Origin of the sequence: Desulfitibacter alkalitolerans DSM 16504 (assembly GCF_000620305.1) — a bacterium.
Classification (GTDB): domain Bacteria; phylum Bacillota; class DSM-16504; order Desulfitibacterales; family Desulfitibacteraceae; genus Desulfitibacter; species Desulfitibacter alkalitolerans.
Genome location: NZ_KK211104.1, coordinates 269,336 through 286,588 on the forward strand (window position 1 = coordinate 269,336; position 17,253 = coordinate 286,588).

A 17,253-nucleotide genomic window follows, 5' to 3' on the forward strand; every position below is an offset into this window, starting at 1 on the left:
CTAAATATTTTTAAAACACCCACATAAACACCACTCCCCCACCTGTAATCTCTCCTTTACTTCAGGCTAGGTAAGGTTTTAGAAAAAAAGTTAAATCTCACCTTTGCCTTTGTAAAGAAGGGTGTACTCCCGGGCAAAGGGAGCTTTCCAGGTTGCCACTATTTGCCCGGGAATATTATTTCTGAAATAATGTTTCATAAAACCAACTTCCACAAATTAAATTCCTTTCCTTTTTGCCATGTCTAATTCCTCGTTTTTAATGTCTAAAACTTCGCTTTTAATGTCTAAAACTTCGTTTTCTTGTATTAAGCCAAATCCATAACATACAAAAACAGTCATTTTAGCGGAAGGGCTGCCTTTTCACATTATTGCTACATTTTTCCTATTTTGTGGAACAAAAGGAAACTAGTGTCGTCTAATATACAGGATAACTACCGCAAAGACCAAGAAATGCAGCTTTGAAGAATGGTACTTCCATCATACAAAACTATTAAAAGGAGGGTCTTATGAAAAAACTTTTTATGGTATTAATGGCATTTCTTTCACCACGCATCTGGGAACATAGAATTTGTTTATCATGAAAAAACCATTCGGCATATGATGGACTGAAGAGCATGTTTTCAAACTTTATAGATCTCTGCGTGGCACTATCTAAATCTAATATTCCGATTCCATCGGCTCCTTCATAACCCTCTTTGATATATAATCTAAATAAACATGCATTCTTTTAAGAATGGTAAGTTTGCCTGTTGTAATATTGAAAGTTTAAGACCTGCCATAAATTTAGACACTCATTCATAATTGATAATAAAATGTAATTAATAATAATATGAAAAAAAATACTGCAAGATATTGTTCAGTATATTCATCCGTAAACTTAATTCCTTTACTTTTAATCATTTTATAGTTTATTAGAAAAAAATATATTGGTAATATCACCCCATTTAAAAGAAAAAATATTTTATTTAAAATCATATTAGGAAAACTTTCTTTAGGAAAAGAATTGAATATAAGAGAAGTATTTATTAAAATTAAAAAATTAATGTCTTTGTTAGTCACCTTAAGAATAAAATGAATTGTAATAACAATTATTAAGATAACTGGTGAGATTATCCCTTTAAATATATCAAATACATATATTTGGTAATGTTCAGGAACTGTAATTTCTAAAACAAAATATAAACTAACCCATATTAAACCAATTGCTCCAATAATTAAATTATATTTTGGGAAGTTTTTCTTCTTTTCCAAATTAGATTGCTCCTTCTATTTCTATTTGTATTTTTTTAGTATTAAGAGGAGGACGCTATGGACCTCCTCTTAACTAAACAATGAAGAAATACTAATTGTATGTTCCCATTAACATCTTTAATTGTTATACTAATATCTTTAAAGCTTTACAGTAATTAGTACCTTATTATTGTTACATTTGTAGCATCTGATAGAATTGTAGTGATTTGACTATAAGATTGCCAAGCAGTCCATGTTACTGATTCCCCGTGGTTAGTTTGTATGCCTATAAATTGACAAGCACCTGAGCCATTTTCAATTTCATCTATAAGGCCTGCATAGAAAAGACTAGAGAGATATACACTCCCACTCACAACAAAGTTTATCCAGCCAAGTGCCTTATTTTTAAATGCTGCAATACTTGCGGCTAAGAGAGCAGCTAAACCTTCTAAAGTAGGTAATTGACCTCTTAAATATTCATCTATTACTTCCTCAGTTTCTGGTGGAGCTAAGTATTGTACTGCTGCAACATAGTAATTTGGTACAGTGTATTTTACTTCTCCACCATTTGGAAAGTAAATCTCTCCTCCACCACCAGTACCATGTAGAGAATATTTTTCTTCCTCTATTATTTTTCCATCATTAAGTATTACTGCTTTTTGAAGCTCATATTGATCATTTATTATAGTTTCATATATTTCATAATGGACTAACATTTCCTGTTTTTCCAACTGTTTTTTATAGAAACTAAAATGGTGTCTCTTTCATTTTCTAACTTTGCTAAAAGAAAAATTTCTTTATCAACTTTAGCAAATACAGATTGAGGAATTAAAACACTAACACAAACTATTAAAATTACAGCTATTATTTTTATTCTACTTTTTTTCATTCTACATCACACCTTTTTAAATTATTTTTTAAAGATACAATTTAAAACATCAGACGTAAAACCTCTTCTGCTACATCTTTTCTGTGACATTATAAGATATCCTTTTATATATCTAGTTTAATTGCCCCCTCCCCAGCCTTTAATTTCCTCATTTACTTCAGGCTAGGTAAGGTTTTAGAATAAAGTTAAATCTCACCTTTGCCTTTGTAAAGAAGGGTGTACTCCCGGGCAAAGGGAGCTTTCCAGGTTGCCACTATTTGCCCGGGAATATTATTTCTGAAATAATGTTTCATAAAACCAACTTCCACAAATTAAATTCCTTTCCTTTTTGCCATGTCTAATTCCTCGTTTTTAATGTCTAAAACTTCGCTTTTAATGTCTAAAACTTCGTTTTCTCGTATTTAAGCCAATCCATAACATACAAAAACAGTCATTTTAGCGGAAGGGCTGCCTTTTCACATTGGGAGGAGGCGATTAGGTATTTTTAGTTAATTGTTTTTCCTTGAAGGATTTTTCAAAGATTAAACAAACTAATATTAATAGGGGTCTACAGCAGGGGGTGATTTTTGTTGGCTAAACAACTGGGATTTTTAATAAATTTAAAGCGCTGCATTGGATGTCATGGGTGCGAATTTGCCTGCAGAAACGAGTATCAAGCTAACAGTATAGGACATAGAAGGGTGATTAATATTGCTAACCCAGAGATTTTTGGTTTTTTGTCCATGGCCTGCAACCACTGTGCAAATCCTGAGTGCATCCGTTCGTGCCCCCAAAAGTGCTACCAAAAACGCAGGGATGGTATTGTAATACACAATTCAACCAGATGCGATGGATGTGGAAGCTGTATAGGGGCCTGTCCCTATAGATCACCCAGGCTAAACCCCCTAAATAAAAAGACAAGTAAGTGTAATCTCTGCTTTACCAGACTAGATAAGGGTAAAAACCCCATATGTGTAGGTGCCTGTGTTCAGGAGGCACTTAAAACCATTGACCTGACTGAACAATTACCTGACGAATACAAGGAAACCATTCCTACCTTTCCTTCAGTAAGACTTACTAAACCATCAGTTAGGTTTATCCTGCCTGGAAACCCTAGATGCAGCTGGAAAACTGTTAAAGAAAGGCGGTATTAAACTTGGACAATTTCCCATTAAAAAATCATGCAACCCTACAAGAATTGTTGGCCCTTGAACCCCTTTTGAGCTGCAAGGTTATATCTGGATGGTCCGGCAGGGCTAATTCCGTTTATGGCATCTTTGAATTGTTTCTTCCCATTAACCCTACTCCAGAAGATCCAAGGGACTCACTGATAATTATCAATTCCAATCATAAAGAGGTGAGCCAAAAAGATCTGCTCTTAGATTTATCTCAACTCCTTACTGATGGTATTGCCGGAGTGGTTTTTGCTGGTGGAATTGCTGAAAAGCTGCCCCAGGAAATATTAGATTTATCTGACTCTCAAGAAGTCCCAATAATAACAACTGCCAATGAAATAACTGTCGAAGCTGTCCAGTCCAAGGTTGAACTAATTCAACTGCTCAAGGAGAGTAATGAGTTTTTATCCCTGGCGGAAACAAGCATTTTCCCCCTGTTCTTAGGGTTGGAAAAGGAAAAAATTGCAGTCAGACTGCAGGAAAAGATTGGCAAATCGGTGCTGCTCCTTAACAGTGTATATAAATTGCAGTGTTTATCCTATCATAGAAAGAACAGCTCCCTGGACGATAAATTGCTTGCTGCTGTTACAAGAATTATTCAGGGAGAAAGTCAGGGGCTAAGTAAACATCTCAAAAATACAGGCAGCAATGGTTTTAAAGTTAAAATAAATCATGGAAAAAATACATTAAAGGATGGGCTAGATTTTTATTATATATATCTTCCTCTGACAGCAAATAACCAGTTATATGGATACCTTGCTGCTTTTGATTGGGAAGATTTTAATGAACTAGATATTGCCCAGGTAAAGCAAGCGAGCCTGGTAGTTTTACAGCAGTTGATTAATGAAAAAAAATGCAGTTATATTCAAGCAAAATACATGTCCAGCTTTATCTATGATTTGCTGTATAATAATTATCAATCAAGAGAGGACCTGACGGAAAAAGCAAAGCTGTGGAACTTCTCTTTGGACCTCTCGTATCAGTTATTTTTACTTGAGGAAGAAGTAGGGTCAGAAAATAATACAGAATTAATTAGTTTACTCCAGTCTGTGATTAATACCTCTGTTAACATTCCGTTACAGAAGTCATTTATATCAGAACTCCACGGACAAATTATAATCCTAATACCTGCTAATACAGCTGACACCAGCAGGGAAAGTAAAAATACAGCTGTTGATCTTGCCAGGATTTTTTTAAAGGAAATAAAAAGGACAAAAAGGTCTGTAAAAATAGGTATGGGCAGGGTGTATGAAGCTGTCGACTTATGCAGAAGTTATCAGGAGTCCAAGCTTGCCCTTGAACTGGGCAAATATGTCAAGGACGGTGGCCAGATAACCCATTTTGATGACCTGGGATTCATAAGGCTCATAGCCAATGTGAGTTACGAGCTATTAGATGATTATTCCAAGGAATACCTGGACAAAATTGTTGAACATGATGAAAAAAATAACACCAACCTTATGCAAACACTAGATGTATATTTTCAGCAAAACGGTGATTTAAATAAAACCGCGGAAAAACTTTTCCTTCATCCCAACTCCCTCCGCTATCGGTTGAAAAAAATTGAGGAGGTTACAGAAATAAACCTGCAGGAATATGGGGACATCTTTAACCTGTTTCTGGCAATCAAGATTTCTAAAATGCGCCGTCACGGCTTTGGAATATTAAGCTAACCCTTCCATGCCAGCCCTTTCACGGGTTGGTTTGTTTTTTTCTACATTAATGGAGTGAAATGTTTAGATAATTATACAAAGGCGGTTTTGTTAATATACAGAAATATATTATGCAAAGCAATGATTGTAATTAAATTTTTTCATTAAAGGGAGGTTGATACAATGTACAAACACAGGTGTATTGCTTTTTTGGTGCTGCTAGTCCTTACTGCACTCTTAGTTTCAGCTTGTGGTACTCCTACCACATCAGCACCTCCAATAATTGACAGCGGCCCAATGGATGAAAATTATGTTGGTATTGTCAACTATCGACTCCAAAAGGATATGAAAATATCAGAGAGGGAGTTAGTCGAGGGTGTAGAACGGGTAGATATCAAGAGCAGCCTGCAGGGTAATAGAGACCTAGATAATCAAGTTGATAGCAACTACACTGGGTCGGACCAGCAGCCTGGAGAAACCGATAAGGAAGATGCAAGGCCAAGAATCTAAATATTTATAACTATTTAAACCAAGGGAGGGATAAATAATGGACAAAAAACTAACCTGTTCCAGGCGTTCATTCATCAAGGGAACTGCTGCCACAACTATAGCCCTGGGAACTGCAGGTTCTCTTTTTAGCATTAACCAAAGTAGTTTTAAAACTGCTCTGGCCCAGGAAATCCAGGAGAATAAAATATTTCAAAATGCCTGCCCTAGAAACTGTTATGATACCTGCTCCATCCTTTCCACAGTTAAGGATGGTATCCTGACAAAGGTAGACGGAAATCCAGACAACACATATACCAGGGGTAGACTATGTGTTAAAGGCTACAGTTATACCAGGAGTGTATACAGTCCAGATAGAATAAAATATCCCATGAAACAAAAGGGCCGAGGTTCGGGCAATTGGGAACGCATTTCCTGGGATGAAGCCTATAGTGAAATTGCTGAAACCATTTTACGAATCAAAAAAGAATATGGAAGCACCCTTCCTATTTGTTTAAACAAGTACTCAGGTAATTTCAGCATCATGCAGTATGGTATAGAGGGAATGCTTGCCAGTATAGGTGACCATAGTATTGCTACAGGCACACCATGTTGGCCTGCAGGGATAGATGCTCAAACCTTTGACTTTGGGACTATCTATAACAATGACCCTGAAGATATTGTTAATTCAAAATACTTGATCCTCTGGGGGGTAAATCCTGCCTGGTGTGCTGTCCACTCCATGTACTTTATTCAGGAAGCTAAAAGAAGAGGCTGTAAGGTAGTAGCCATTGACCCTATACTAACTCAAACAGCTTCCAAGGCAGATGTATTTTTGCAGATTAAACCCTCCACTGATGGAGCCCTGGCCCTGGGAATGGCCAAGTATATTTTTGATAATCAGTTATATGATGCCCAGTGGTTGGCGAGAAATGCCAGGGGCTATGAAGAGTTTTTTGGTTATATCAAAAATAATATTACCCTGGAATGGGCAGCAGATAAAACCGGCCTGCCAAAGGAAACCATTGAAACCCTGGCACGAGAATATGCAACTACCAAACCTGCCAACATCTGGATAGGTTACGGAATGCAAAGGCATACCAACGGCGGCCAGAATGTTAGAGCTATTGACGCCCTGGCTGCAATCACAGGAAACATTGGTAAATCGGGGGGAGGCGCCCAGTATGCCCATCTGGAAACCTGGGGCTTCAATTACCATGCGATGGTCCAGGAAAAGCCCCAAGACAACAGGGCCCATGGAAATCGCGCCATTAATATGAATAATTTTGGGGCAGAGGTGCTTGCCGCTGACAATCCACCAATAAAAATGCTGTGGATTGCCTGCAGAAACCCTGTTAGTCAAGACCCGGAAACCTCGGTAATTAAAAAAGCCTTTGCAGCAATGGATTTAGTAGTAACAGCCGAGCTCTTTATGAATCCAACTGTAGAAATGTCTGATATTGTCTTGCCAGTTACCACAACTTTTGAAAACCCCGGTGTAAACGTAAGTTACTGGCATTACTGGATGACACTGAACCAGCAGGCAGTCAAGCCTTTATATGAAGCTAAAAATGATATAACCATAGCCATGGAACTGTCTAAAAAATTGAACGAGATGCAGCCCGGTTCATGTACCTTCCCCACCGCTGGAGATTTATACGAGTGGGCGGGCAAGGAGTTTAATGCAAATATTTACAGTCAATTTGGCATCAATGACTGGAAAGAATTAGAAAAGGGGCCAGTCAAGGCAAAAAGAGGTCTCATTGCCTGGCAGGATGGAAGGTTTAGAACTCCCTCAGGCAAGTATGAACTCTGGTCCGAGGAGGCCCAGAAGTTTGGCCATCATCCCCTGCCGGTTTATGTGGAGGAAGTAAAACCAAGTGGTAAATATCCTATCCGCTGTCTAACGCCCCACTGGAAACTAAATATACACAGTCAATTCCAGAATTTAGATTGGATGGATAATATAGATAATACTCCACGCTTGGAAATCCACCCCAAGCTTGCAGCCCAGTACGGAATTGCTCATAATGATAATGTTAAGGTTTACAATGAAATAGGGTATTTCATTTTACCAGCCAGGATCACCGAGACTGTACCTGTGGAAACAGTTGCTGCATATACAGCCTGGTACAAGAATAGGAACTACAATGTAAACTATACAGTAAAAGCCATACCTGCTGATATGGGTAAAAAAGCTACCGGCATGCCAGGTATAGCCTTCCACGACAATTTTGTTAACATAGAAAAGATATAAAGGGGGGACAAAAATGGCAAAAAGACTTGGTTTTTTAGTGGATATTGAAAGATGCTTTGGCTGTCATACATGTGAATTGGCCTGCAAAAATGAGTACCAGTTAGATCCTGATATTCGCTGGCGTAAGGTATATCAAATACGTGAAGATGCATATGCAATGCCAGAAAGGATATTCATGTCCCTTACCTGCAACCACTGTGACCAGCCAGAGTGCTTAAGGGTATGTCCCGTAGTAGCCTACACAAAAAGAAATGATGGAATAGTTCTCCACAACCAGGATAGATGTATTGGCTGCGGTATGTGTATAATGGCTTGCCCCTATAAGGTACCCCAGTATAACCAAAAACAAAAAAGGGTAGAAAAATGTCACATGTGTGCTCACAAACAAGATCAGGGGCAAAAACCTGCATGTGTTACAGGATGTCCGGCAGAAGCTTTAAGTGTAATTGATCTAGAAACCTTTACTGTCCTGGGTACAACTGAAAAACTACCTGGGTACCCGGACCCAAAAATAACTAAACCAACTACAAGATTTATACAACCCTCAATAGGGGTTCAAATAAGGAGGGATAGATAGATGGCTGAGCTTCCCTTAGTATTATTTACAGTCTTATCACAGATTTCTGCTGGAGCCCTGGTTACCTTGTGGTTGATAGATACTTACCTGTTTAGAGTAAGTAAAGAAACAGGGAAATTTATAACAATGACTATTTTGGGGAGTGGGATTGTTAGTGTCCTTGCATCTCTATTACACCTGGGTCACCCCTTTAAAGCCTTTTTAGCCTTGACTCATCTTGCAAATTCCTGGTTAAGCAGGGAGGTTGCCCTGGTTGTACTTTTCATTATAGCACTTGCTGCCTATTTCTTTCAGTGGGAGGAAAATAAGGAAGGGCCCAGAAAAACTGTTGGGGCAATTGCATCTGTGCTGGCTATACTGACTGTAATTAGTTCAGGAATGGTTTATGTTCTGCCGGCTGTTCCAGCCTGGAATAATATGATGCCCATTGCCAGCTTCATCCTCACAGCTTTGTTATTGGGACCATTATTTGTTGCAGCTGCCTTTGCTTACAAGAAAGAAAAATTTCTTCCCTCAGCCTATACTTTTAGCGCTGCCGTAATTGTCCTGGGCATGGTTGTATTTAGTGTATATGTAAGCCTTCTTCTGGCAGGACAAGACACAGCATATTTGACCGGGGTAAATATAATTAACAGCAGTTTCTTCTGGTTAAGGATTGCCCTGGGTTGGATAATCCCTCTGGTGCTGCTTTCTTTTATAATCAGAAAAGGCTCGGATACTAGAACCCTGGTTTTCTATGCCTTTGCTTCAGCCTTAATTGGTGAAATAATAGGCCGGGAGTTATTTTACAGTACTGTAGTATTTATTCAGGTAGCAGGCTTTTAAAAGTTTCTATCATATACATTGAATATGTCCGGTTTCTATAATATGATGTAAACAATCATTTTTTGGTAAAGTTAATGGTTTTCTCCAAAGTCCCTTTTCCTAAAGGTTGCAAACCCATGGAAATGGGACCTGGGCCTACGGCTCACGGGGTATGGTTGGAAACGGCTGTATCTCCACAATTCTGGGAAGGAGAATGTCCAGGGATTTTGGATATCCTTGTCTCCTTTTTAGAAGGCAAGGATATTGTTTTTTATAGAATTTACAAGAGACTAGATAATGGAAGCTTGAGGGAATATTATAGGTATGGATAAGTAATATGGATGAGTTTGTCCAAAAATGTTAAGGAGATATTAAAATACAGTAAACTGGGGAGGTAAAAGTGAAACAGATTGTTAAAGAACTAGAAGAGGCCCAGAGCATTTTACTAAAACATGTTATAAAACCAGGGCCTGAAAAAGTGTCCCTAGAAGCCGCTGCAGGCAGGGTGGTTTTTAGTAATTTACATGCTCCCTTTGCTCTGCCTTCCTTCAATAAGTCTCCCCTGGATGGTTTTGCCTTGAATTCCTTGGATACCAATGGAGCAAGCCAGACCAACCCTGTTTTTATAGAGATTATTGATGAAGTGCAGGCAGGGGACACTCGTAATGATCTAAAACTGAAGCAAAAAACAGGAGTAAAAGTCATGACTGGAGCTCCCCTTCCTGCTGGTGCCGATGCAGTTATAAGAAAGGAAGAAGTTTACTACTCACGCGGCAGGATAAAGCTTGAAAAAGAATTATCCCATAATACAGATGTGATTTTAGCTGGTTCTGATGTAAGGCAGGGAGAGGTTATTTTCAAAAAAGGTGATTATCTTACTCCTTATCATATAGGACTCCTGGCTGCCCTGGGCATACAAGAAATAGATGTCTATAAAAAGCCAGTTATTGGCATAATCAGCACCGGCAGTGAATTAAAAAAGCCGGGAGAACCTTTGTCCTATGGACAGATTTACAACAGCAATCACTACTCCCTGGCAGCTTTGGTCAAGCTGTTGGGTGGTGATGCCTGTAGTTTTGGCACTGTCGCCGACAGCATCAGCAAAATTAAAGTGCTCTTGGAAAGGGCCATAAATACCTGTGATGTGATAATAACTACCGGCGGTGTTTCCGTTGGGGAATGTGATCTGGTTAGAAACGCAGTTGAGGACCTGGGTGCTGAGGTGCTTTACTCCAGGATTAATATAAAACCTGGTACTCCCTCCATGGCTGCCCTTAAGGATGACAAATTAATTATTTCCCTATCAGGCAATCCTGCTGCAGCACTGATAAGTTTCGAACTCCTGTTAAGACCTTACATTTACTTTATAAAAGGCTCTCTGGAGGAACCACCCTTAAAAGCTGTGGAGGGTGTTTTAATAGATGGCTTCCATAAAAGCAGTCGTCAACGAAGGTTTTTGCGGGTTAGGGCAGCTTATGAAGGAAATAAATGGGTCGCCAGGCAGACAGGCAGCCAGGATACAGGTATTTTAAAATCAATGCTGGGCTGTAACGCCCTGGTTGATATACCTGCGAGCTCACCACCCATACCCCCAGGGGGTACAGTTAGGATTATCCTGCTGTAAAACACCAACCTGGGAATACCAAAAAACTTACTGGCAGGTGATTCTTAAGTGGAAGGTATTGAAAATAACAGGAAAATGAATTATGTTTTCTTGAGCAATCAATTTAAACACCAGTTAACAGCAGAAGTCCTGGCAAAGATTATTGAAAATAAGATTTTTCAGGATTATCCCTTTTATTTTCCCAGCAGCAAGGATGAAGGTCTGGAATTGATAAATACGTGGTTGGATAAGGGCAGGGAGAATTTCAACGAGAGCCTGAAAGAATTAGCTAAAGAATTAGCTTTTGATTATAATAAACTCTTTGTGGGACCAGACAAGGTTCTGGCACCCCCCTGGGAATCAGTTTACACCAGTGAGGAAAGAGTGGTGTTTGCCAGGCCAACCATGGAAGTAAGAGACTTTTATCGCAGGCATAATATTGAGTACCAAAGGCTTAACCAGGAGCCTGAGGACCACTTTGCCGTTGAATTGGAATTTATGGCCCATTTAATTGAAAAACAAGAGGAAGCCCTAACAAAAAAAGAAAAAGATCTGAGCCAGTATTATATACTTGAACAAAGAAAATTCATGGTTGAACACCTCCAGCAGTGGGCTTATTTGTTTTTAGATCAGGTTTATCAAAAGGCTTCTACAGACTATTATAGAGGACTTGCCCTTTTTACCAGGGGCTTCCTTGAGTGGGATGCCCAGAATCTAGTCTAAAATGTCCTTGCACCAGGGACATGATTTTTTTGTAGCTCCAACCCCTTGAAGATACCAGAATTCTGTTTTGCATCTTGCACATTGTTGGCTCGTACCCGTTGCAACAGTAACGGGTTTTTTGTTTGTAAAATCTTTTAAAAGCACCTGGTCAGCCCAGTCAATACCTTTTAGGTGACATACATCTTGACAAATATTACATTCAGTACAGAGTTGGGGGTTAAACACCAGCTCTTTTTTGTTTTCAACTTGTCTTATTTCAAGAGCCCTTGTTGGACAGAGTTTACTGCAAACTGGACAAAGATTACAATCCTTAACCCTTAGATACTTATAAGGTAAGGCCATGTCTGAACTTGAATGGCTGGAATCTTCCCTGGCTAAAGCATGTAATAAATGAAGCCTTTTTGCCGGCCTGTTCTTATTATTTACCTCTAATCTTTTTGGTTGTTGGCTGCCTTCAGGTTCCAGCTTTTCCAGGGTATAGTTCACCAAACTCTGGGGAACTTTTCTTGTATTAGATAACAAAGAGCGGAAAAACTCCCTCCTATCCTGCTCGAATCTTGTACTGGTGCTGCTGTTAACTAGCCCAAGGAGTTCTTCCTGCCGGTTTACAATTTTTAATCTAGCTGTATATTTTTCTCCTATCAGACCTTTAAAGGGATCCAGGACCGTATAAATATTATCTGCTTTGTACTTAAGGCATTTGTTACAGTATTCCTGATCCAGGTAAATTGTCAGTTCCTGTACCTGGAACAACAGTTTAACAAGGAGCTCCCCATACAGCTGCCCAAAACAATTTATAATGGTTAACTTTTTTTTATCTTTAACAGCATTTAACTCTTTAATTACCGGAGAACAGGTTATGATTAGTTGGGAATTTTTTGAGGCATCCTCAAGTATTTTGTCTTCATCAATTTTAAAAACATGGTTTGGGCAGGCAGGGACACACATTCCGCAATAACAGCACTGGTTTACCTCTAAAGTCCCATCAAAAAAAGTAATGCTTTTACTGGGACAAATCCTCAAACATTCCTCACAGTTGGAGCGTGGAGTAATAAGCCTGCTGCAAAGTTCCTGGCGGATTTTTAATGGCGATAAACTATTAAAAATAGAAGAAAGATATTCTAAATTCAATTTAAGCTTCCCTCCAAACTTTAAAGTCTACGAATACATCATAAAAAGCCATCCCCTCACTCCCGGTTCTACAGGCTCCCATATCAGTCAGAATACTCTTGACTAGAGTATTAGGGTTGCTGCTGGCGGTTTTCCCCAATCCTTGATAGCAAACCAGGGTGTCAGGGGAGGTATCGTCAGTTAGATATGCCTTTAATATAATTGAGCCATAGTCATTAAAAATCTCAACCATACTGCCTTTCTTTATACCCTTACTTGCTGCAGTTTTATGGTTAATATATACCACAGGCTCCAATTGAAGTTTTCCCTGTTTATTTGTAAATTGGAACTGGGAGTTTAAACCCTGCAGGTGATGGGGAGTTAAAAGCCAGTATGGATAATCTTTATTTGGAGCCAGCCCACTCCTTTTGACCGGCATGGCTGGCAATCCATGGGCTAAAGCCCTATTGGAATAAAACTCATATTTGCCAGAGGGAGTTTGAAATTTCTTGTCTGCCCAGGCTGTTGGTGTCCCCTTTACTCTAGCTGGCCCCTCTTTTAGATCTGTCCAATGGTTAATATCCAGGGTCTTGTAAATGCTGTCAGTAAATTCTCTGTCCAGGTAGGCTTCTTCTGAAGGGTACTGGGGAAAATCACAGCTCCCGACCTGATACTTATTTAAAGCTTTAGTAACCATTTGGGCAATTTCCAGGTCACTTTTTGATTCATAATAAGGATCTATTGCTTTTTCATTTATGCTTAACCAGTGATGCCAGTAGCTGGGCACCACATCCAGGGCTTCAAAGAAAGTTGTGGTAGGCAAAACCAAGTCGGAATGAAGGGCAGTGTCTGTTAAAAACTTGTCAACTGTAACTATCAGTTCTATTCCCTTTAACTGCTGCAACAAACTATTAATGTCAGCATCCTGTTTTAAGAGGTTACGACAGGAGACCCAGAGCATTTTAACTGGAGGATTGTCAAGGGTTTTCAGATTGTGAGCAAAGAGATTAATATTAATATACCTGTTGCTGTGCCTTGTTTTTAAAAAGTTATAATTAAATAAGTCCCATGTCTTTAAATTAGTATACTGAACACCTCCACCGGGCATTCCGATACTTCCAGTTATTGCTCCCAGGGCATTGATTGCCCTTACATTTTGTCCTCCCCATACATGTCTTTGTAGCCCATATCCAATCCAGATAAAACAGGGCTTTCTAGTTGTTATCTCCTGGGCTAGGTCCCTGATTACTGAAAGCTCCTGCCCACACTCTGCTGCAGCCTCATCTAAATTCAAATCTTTAAGATATTCCTGGAACTGGTGCCATCCAGAGGTATGGTTATTTAGAAAGTTCCAATCTGCACAGCCACTTTCCCAGATTATTTTAGCTAGTGCCAGGGCCAGAGCGCCATCCGAACCTGGATTAATTTGTATATACCAGTCGGCTTTTCTGGCAGTCTGGGTATAAATGGGGTCGATTACAACTACCCTGGCTCCCTTTTCCTGGGCCTTGAAAATGTACGGAAGGGAGTGAACGGCTGTCCAGGCAGGATTTACTCCCCACAGGATAATTAATCCGGCTTGTTCAATCTCCTCTGGATCAGAGTTGTAGTTGTTTCCAAAATCAAAAAACTGGGCATCCAGGCCTGCTGACCAACAGGGTGACCCCAGGGATTGGGTTGTAGGCCCCAGGGAGTTAAACATTCCTTCAGCAGCATAGTGTAAAAGGCCAAAATTCCCTGAATACTTGTTCAGGCAAACTGGTAATGTAGTACCATACCGGTCTTTTAGGTCCAGTATTTTTTCACAGATAATTTCCAGTGCTTCGTCCCAGGAAATTTTTTGCCAGATACCAGATCCTCGAACAGCCTGCCTCAGGGGATACTTAATTCGATCCGGATTATATACCATGTTAAGATAATTATAACCTTTTGAACATAATTTGCCCCTGGTATAACCGTGCAGTGGATCACCGCTAACTTTTACTAATCTGCCATTTTTCATATAAGCCAGTATTCCACATGCATCATAGCAATTTCGGGGACATACATGACGGGTTACTCTATATCCATCTTTTATAGCAGCCATAAGCATCACCTATAATTTTGATATTATAATTATCCCACGATTCTAAACAAAAAGAAAGACCCTCAAAAAAACCGCTTCCAGGCCCATTTGGCTTGAAAGCGACTATATTCTCAACTGGCAAAATGTTTGAACACCTTTGAAAACAAAAGAGCTGATCCCAAAGGATAATAATACTTCAAAAATGCCTAAGCAACTATTAGTATCTATTAGTATTCGTTAATTTCTCAAGTCCTTTTTCAATTTTAGTTTTTTGTTCATCTGCTATATGGTCTGGAGTTATCAAAGATGACCATATATAAATAACCAGTATATTGTTTAATTCAAAAAACTTATATTTGATTATATGTTCCTGATCTTGAAAAATAACATCTTGAACTTCCACTAAACCTTTATCTAAAGCTTCATTATCTTCAAATTCGTATACTAGCAATAATGCATCCAGTACTTCATATCTCCTTGGCGTTACATTATTTAAATTGTGACCTTGATAATTAATCTCACTCTGAGGTTTAAGGTGTACTTCTGAGCTTGTTAAAGCACCATAAATATCTTCAACAGTAAACTTATAATCTGTTTCATAAGTTTTTATATCTATATCAGTTCCCTCACTATAGTTAAAAAAAATGAAATATAGGACACTAAAAAATAAAAGACTTAATATTAAAGTAATTAATAATATTGGTTTTTTCATGTTACCTCCTTGTATACTATGAGCAGCCCCCGATTTGGACGTTAATTTCCAGTTGGGACATTGCTCATTTTTTAATGTAGATCTTTAACAACTACAACAACAAGTTATTCATCGTAGCAGGGCTTGTGGGTATGTGGGCAATGCTTTAGCATTGTCCAAGCGATTGTGGACCCTGTGGGCAGGTGCGCAGCAGCTGTCCACAAGTCCACATGAGCGGCATATCCACAAGCCAATAACTAATATGCTATCTTTTTTAAAAAGGGTTTACAGTCCTGGGATGTCTTTGGGAAAATATAGCCAAAGGTGTCTACCAAGGGAATGTTCCATTTCCTCCAGTTGCCCCGTTATAGGGTGTCTTCCATTTTTAGAGTGTTCCCCTGGCCCCATGTTATAGACCTACACGCTGACTGTTTCCCGGTTTGCCTCTCCCTCTGTTAGCAGACGGAGGCCAGTGCACCGAGGGGATCCGGTGTATTCCTATAGCTCGCAAGGCTGTCGTTCATGGGTTTCCCAGGGACATCCCAAGACTGTAGACATCTATATATTTTAAAGTGAAGGAGGTGATTAAGATGTCTAACCCTTTGTTTGTCGGTATCGATATAAGCAGCAAGGACAATGTTGTTTGTTGTTTGTCTAATGATGATGAAAAGCGTCCTATAAGCCGGTTTAGTGTTTTTAATAATAGACCTGGTATTTTTGAGCTTAAGGATCGTATCAACCAGTTGGTTAGTAAACATGATTTTGATAGAATACTTTTTGGTTTAGAGCACACCGGTTGCTACTCTACCCATGCTGCCATCTACTTGCATCGCCATTTGGACTTTGCCTGCCCTGATGTTAAGGTCTACATGTTTAACCCTAGTCTGATTAAGGAGTTTAAAAAGGCTCATTTCTTGGATGCTCCTAAAAATGATAGGTTCGATGCCTGGTATATTGCTGCTAGGCTTAAAAGTGGCTATCTGCCTCATCCTTTTACTTGGAGTGAACCTTTGATGGCTCTTCAAAGGCTTACTCGGGCCAGGTACCACCTCATGCAGGCTCTAGTACGTGAAGCTAATTTTCTTATGTCTAACCTGTACCTGAAGTGTAGTGATTACTCTTTAGTCTTTTCTAACAAGTTATCTGCTACTTCTCTGGCTGTTTTGGAAGAGTTTGAGTCCGCTGAGGCTCTAGCAGATGCTTCTTTGGATGATCTGATGGAGTTTTTAATTCAGCATGGTAAAAACCGCTTTGATGATCCTCAGGCTGTTGCTAAACAGTTGCAAAAGGCTGCTCGTTCTTCTTACAGGTTGCCCAAGGCCATGTCTGATTCTGTTAACTTGGCCATGGCCTCTAGTATTAGGGTTATTAGAACAATCCAGGAACAGCTGCAGTCTTTGAAAAAGGCTATTGAGGACCATTTAAAGACTATTCCTCAAACTCTAGATTCTGTTCCGGGTATCGGTCCTATTTTTGCTTCTGGTATTATTGCTGAAATTGGTGATATCCATCAGTTTGACAGCCATAAACAGGTAGCTAAGTTAGCTGGTCTTGCCTGGACCCAAAATCAGTCTGGTGATTTTACTGCTAGTAGTACAAGGCTTATTCGCTCTGGCAACCGCATTTTAAGGTATTACCTTATTGAGGCGGCAAGCAGTGTTCGGGTGCACGACCCTGTTTTTGCCGAGTATTATGCCATGAAAAAAGCGGAGCCTAAGCAGTATGCTCATAAACGCGCCCTTGCTCTTACTGCCCGTAAACTGGTACGGTTAGTCTTTTTTCTGCTGAAGTCTAACCAACTCTACCAACCGAAAGGGGGAAACCGACAATTAAATTAGAATAGACCAAAGCTCAGGATTCCTTCCACCTATTTATTGTTATATTTGTAATAAATATACTTGTCATAGGGTGGGCTTGTTTAGTGTTGCCTTTTTTAGGCAAGCACCCCCTTTTGTGCAGCGAATTCTTTGAAAAATTTCCAATTACCTACTTGACATCATACCGCTGCTCTA

Annotated in this window: 15 protein-coding genes and 1 riboswitch; of the genes, 9 read left to right on the forward strand and 6 right to left on the reverse strand. The window is 39.4% G+C overall.

Annotated elements, in window-relative coordinates:
* Positions 1 to 795: 795 nt before the first annotated feature.
* From K364_RS0119460 to K364_RS0119470, 3 genes are all read right to left on the reverse strand, one after another.
* Positions 796 to 1,251 (reverse strand): hypothetical protein, encoded by a 456-nt coding sequence (locus K364_RS0119460; RefSeq protein ID WP_028309393.1) that lies wholly within the window; start codon positions 1,249 to 1,251, stop codon positions 796 to 798.
* Between the two features lie 155 nt (positions 1,252 to 1,406).
* Positions 1,407 to 1,946, reverse strand: a complete 540-nt coding sequence (locus K364_RS0119465) for a hypothetical protein (protein WP_028309394.1) — start codon at positions 1,944 to 1,946, stop codon at positions 1,407 to 1,409.
* Positions 1,940 to 2,119: a hypothetical protein gene (locus K364_RS0119470; protein WP_028309395.1), complete on the reverse strand. Its 180-nt coding sequence runs from the start codon at positions 2,117 to 2,119 to the stop codon at positions 1,940 to 1,942. Before K364_RS0119470 ends, K364_RS0119465 begins: the two co-directional genes overlap by 7 nt.
* 569 nt (positions 2,120 to 2,688) lie before the next feature.
* Between K364_RS0119470 and K364_RS0119480 the strand changes: the two genes are divergently transcribed.
* The 8 genes from K364_RS0119480 (at position 2,689) to K364_RS0119520 (ending at position 11,375) form a co-directional block, all read left to right on the forward strand.
* Positions 2,689 to 3,252, forward strand: coding sequence for a 4Fe-4S dicluster domain-containing protein (locus K364_RS0119480; RefSeq protein ID WP_028309396.1), 564 nt, complete (start codon positions 2,689 to 2,691; stop codon positions 3,250 to 3,252).
* Between the two features lie 2 nt (positions 3,253 to 3,254).
* Positions 3,255 to 4,946, forward strand: coding sequence for a PucR family transcriptional regulator (locus K364_RS25860; protein WP_051534244.1), 1,692 nt, complete (start codon positions 3,255 to 3,257; stop codon positions 4,944 to 4,946).
* 162 nt (positions 4,947 to 5,108) lie between these two features.
* Positions 5,109 to 5,435 carry a hypothetical protein gene (locus K364_RS0119490; protein WP_028309397.1) on the forward strand — a complete coding sequence of 109 codons (327 nt, stop codon included), beginning with the start codon at positions 5,109 to 5,111 and terminating at the stop codon, positions 5,433 to 5,435.
* A 37-nt stretch (positions 5,436 to 5,472) separates the two neighbouring features.
* The gene (locus K364_RS0119495; RefSeq protein ID WP_028309398.1) at positions 5,473 to 7,668 is read left to right on the forward strand and encodes a molybdopterin-dependent oxidoreductase; all 2,196 of its coding nucleotides are present in this window, start codon (positions 5,473 to 5,475) and stop codon (positions 7,666 to 7,668) included.
* Positions 7,669 to 7,681: 13 nt separating this feature from the next.
* Positions 7,682 to 8,245, forward strand: coding sequence for a 4Fe-4S dicluster domain-containing protein (locus K364_RS0119500; RefSeq protein WP_028309399.1), 564 nt, complete (start codon positions 7,682 to 7,684; stop codon positions 8,243 to 8,245).
* Positions 8,246 to 9,070 carry a dimethyl sulfoxide reductase anchor subunit family protein gene (locus K364_RS0119505; RefSeq protein WP_028309400.1) on the forward strand — a complete coding sequence of 275 codons (825 nt, stop codon included), beginning with the start codon at positions 8,246 to 8,248 and terminating at the stop codon, positions 9,068 to 9,070. It abuts the gene before it with no gap.
* Positions 9,071 to 9,140: 70 nt separating this feature from the next.
* Positions 9,141 to 9,278: riboswitch (molybdenum cofactor riboswitch) on the forward strand.
* 171 nt (positions 9,279 to 9,449) lie between these two features.
* Positions 9,450 to 10,673, forward strand: a complete 1,224-nt coding sequence (locus K364_RS0119515; protein ID WP_028309402.1) for a molybdopterin molybdotransferase MoeA — start codon at positions 9,450 to 9,452, stop codon at positions 10,671 to 10,673.
* A 48-nt stretch (positions 10,674 to 10,721) separates the two neighbouring features.
* Positions 10,722 to 11,375, forward strand: a complete 654-nt coding sequence (locus K364_RS0119520) for a TorD/DmsD family molecular chaperone (RefSeq protein ID WP_028309403.1) — start codon at positions 10,722 to 10,724, stop codon at positions 11,373 to 11,375.
* Here K364_RS0119520 and K364_RS0119525 read toward each other — a convergent pair.
* From K364_RS0119525 to K364_RS0119540, 3 genes are all read right to left on the reverse strand, one after another.
* Positions 11,367 to 12,506 carry a 4Fe-4S dicluster domain-containing protein gene (locus tag K364_RS0119525; RefSeq protein WP_028309404.1) on the reverse strand — a complete coding sequence of 380 codons (1,140 nt, stop codon included), beginning with the start codon at positions 12,504 to 12,506 and terminating at the stop codon, positions 11,367 to 11,369. The two genes, K364_RS0119520 and K364_RS0119525, sit on opposite strands and share 9 nt — an antisense overlap.
* 1 nt (position 12,507) lies before the next feature.
* Complete coding sequence (locus K364_RS0119530) at positions 12,508 to 14,571, reverse strand: molybdopterin-dependent oxidoreductase (RefSeq protein WP_028309405.1); 2,064 nt, start codon at positions 14,569 to 14,571, stop codon at positions 12,508 to 12,510.
* A 196-nt stretch (positions 14,572 to 14,767) separates the two neighbouring features.
* On the reverse strand, positions 14,768 to 15,262 hold the full coding sequence (locus K364_RS0119540; protein ID WP_028309406.1) for a hypothetical protein: 495 nt from the start codon (positions 15,260 to 15,262) through the stop codon (positions 14,768 to 14,770).
* Between the two features lie 569 nt (positions 15,263 to 15,831).
* Here K364_RS0119540 and K364_RS0119545 point away from each other — a divergent pair.
* On the forward strand, positions 15,832 to 17,079 hold the full coding sequence (locus K364_RS0119545; protein WP_028306738.1) for an IS110 family RNA-guided transposase: 1,248 nt from the start codon (positions 15,832 to 15,834) through the stop codon (positions 17,077 to 17,079).
* Positions 17,080 to 17,253 lie beyond the last annotated feature (174 nt).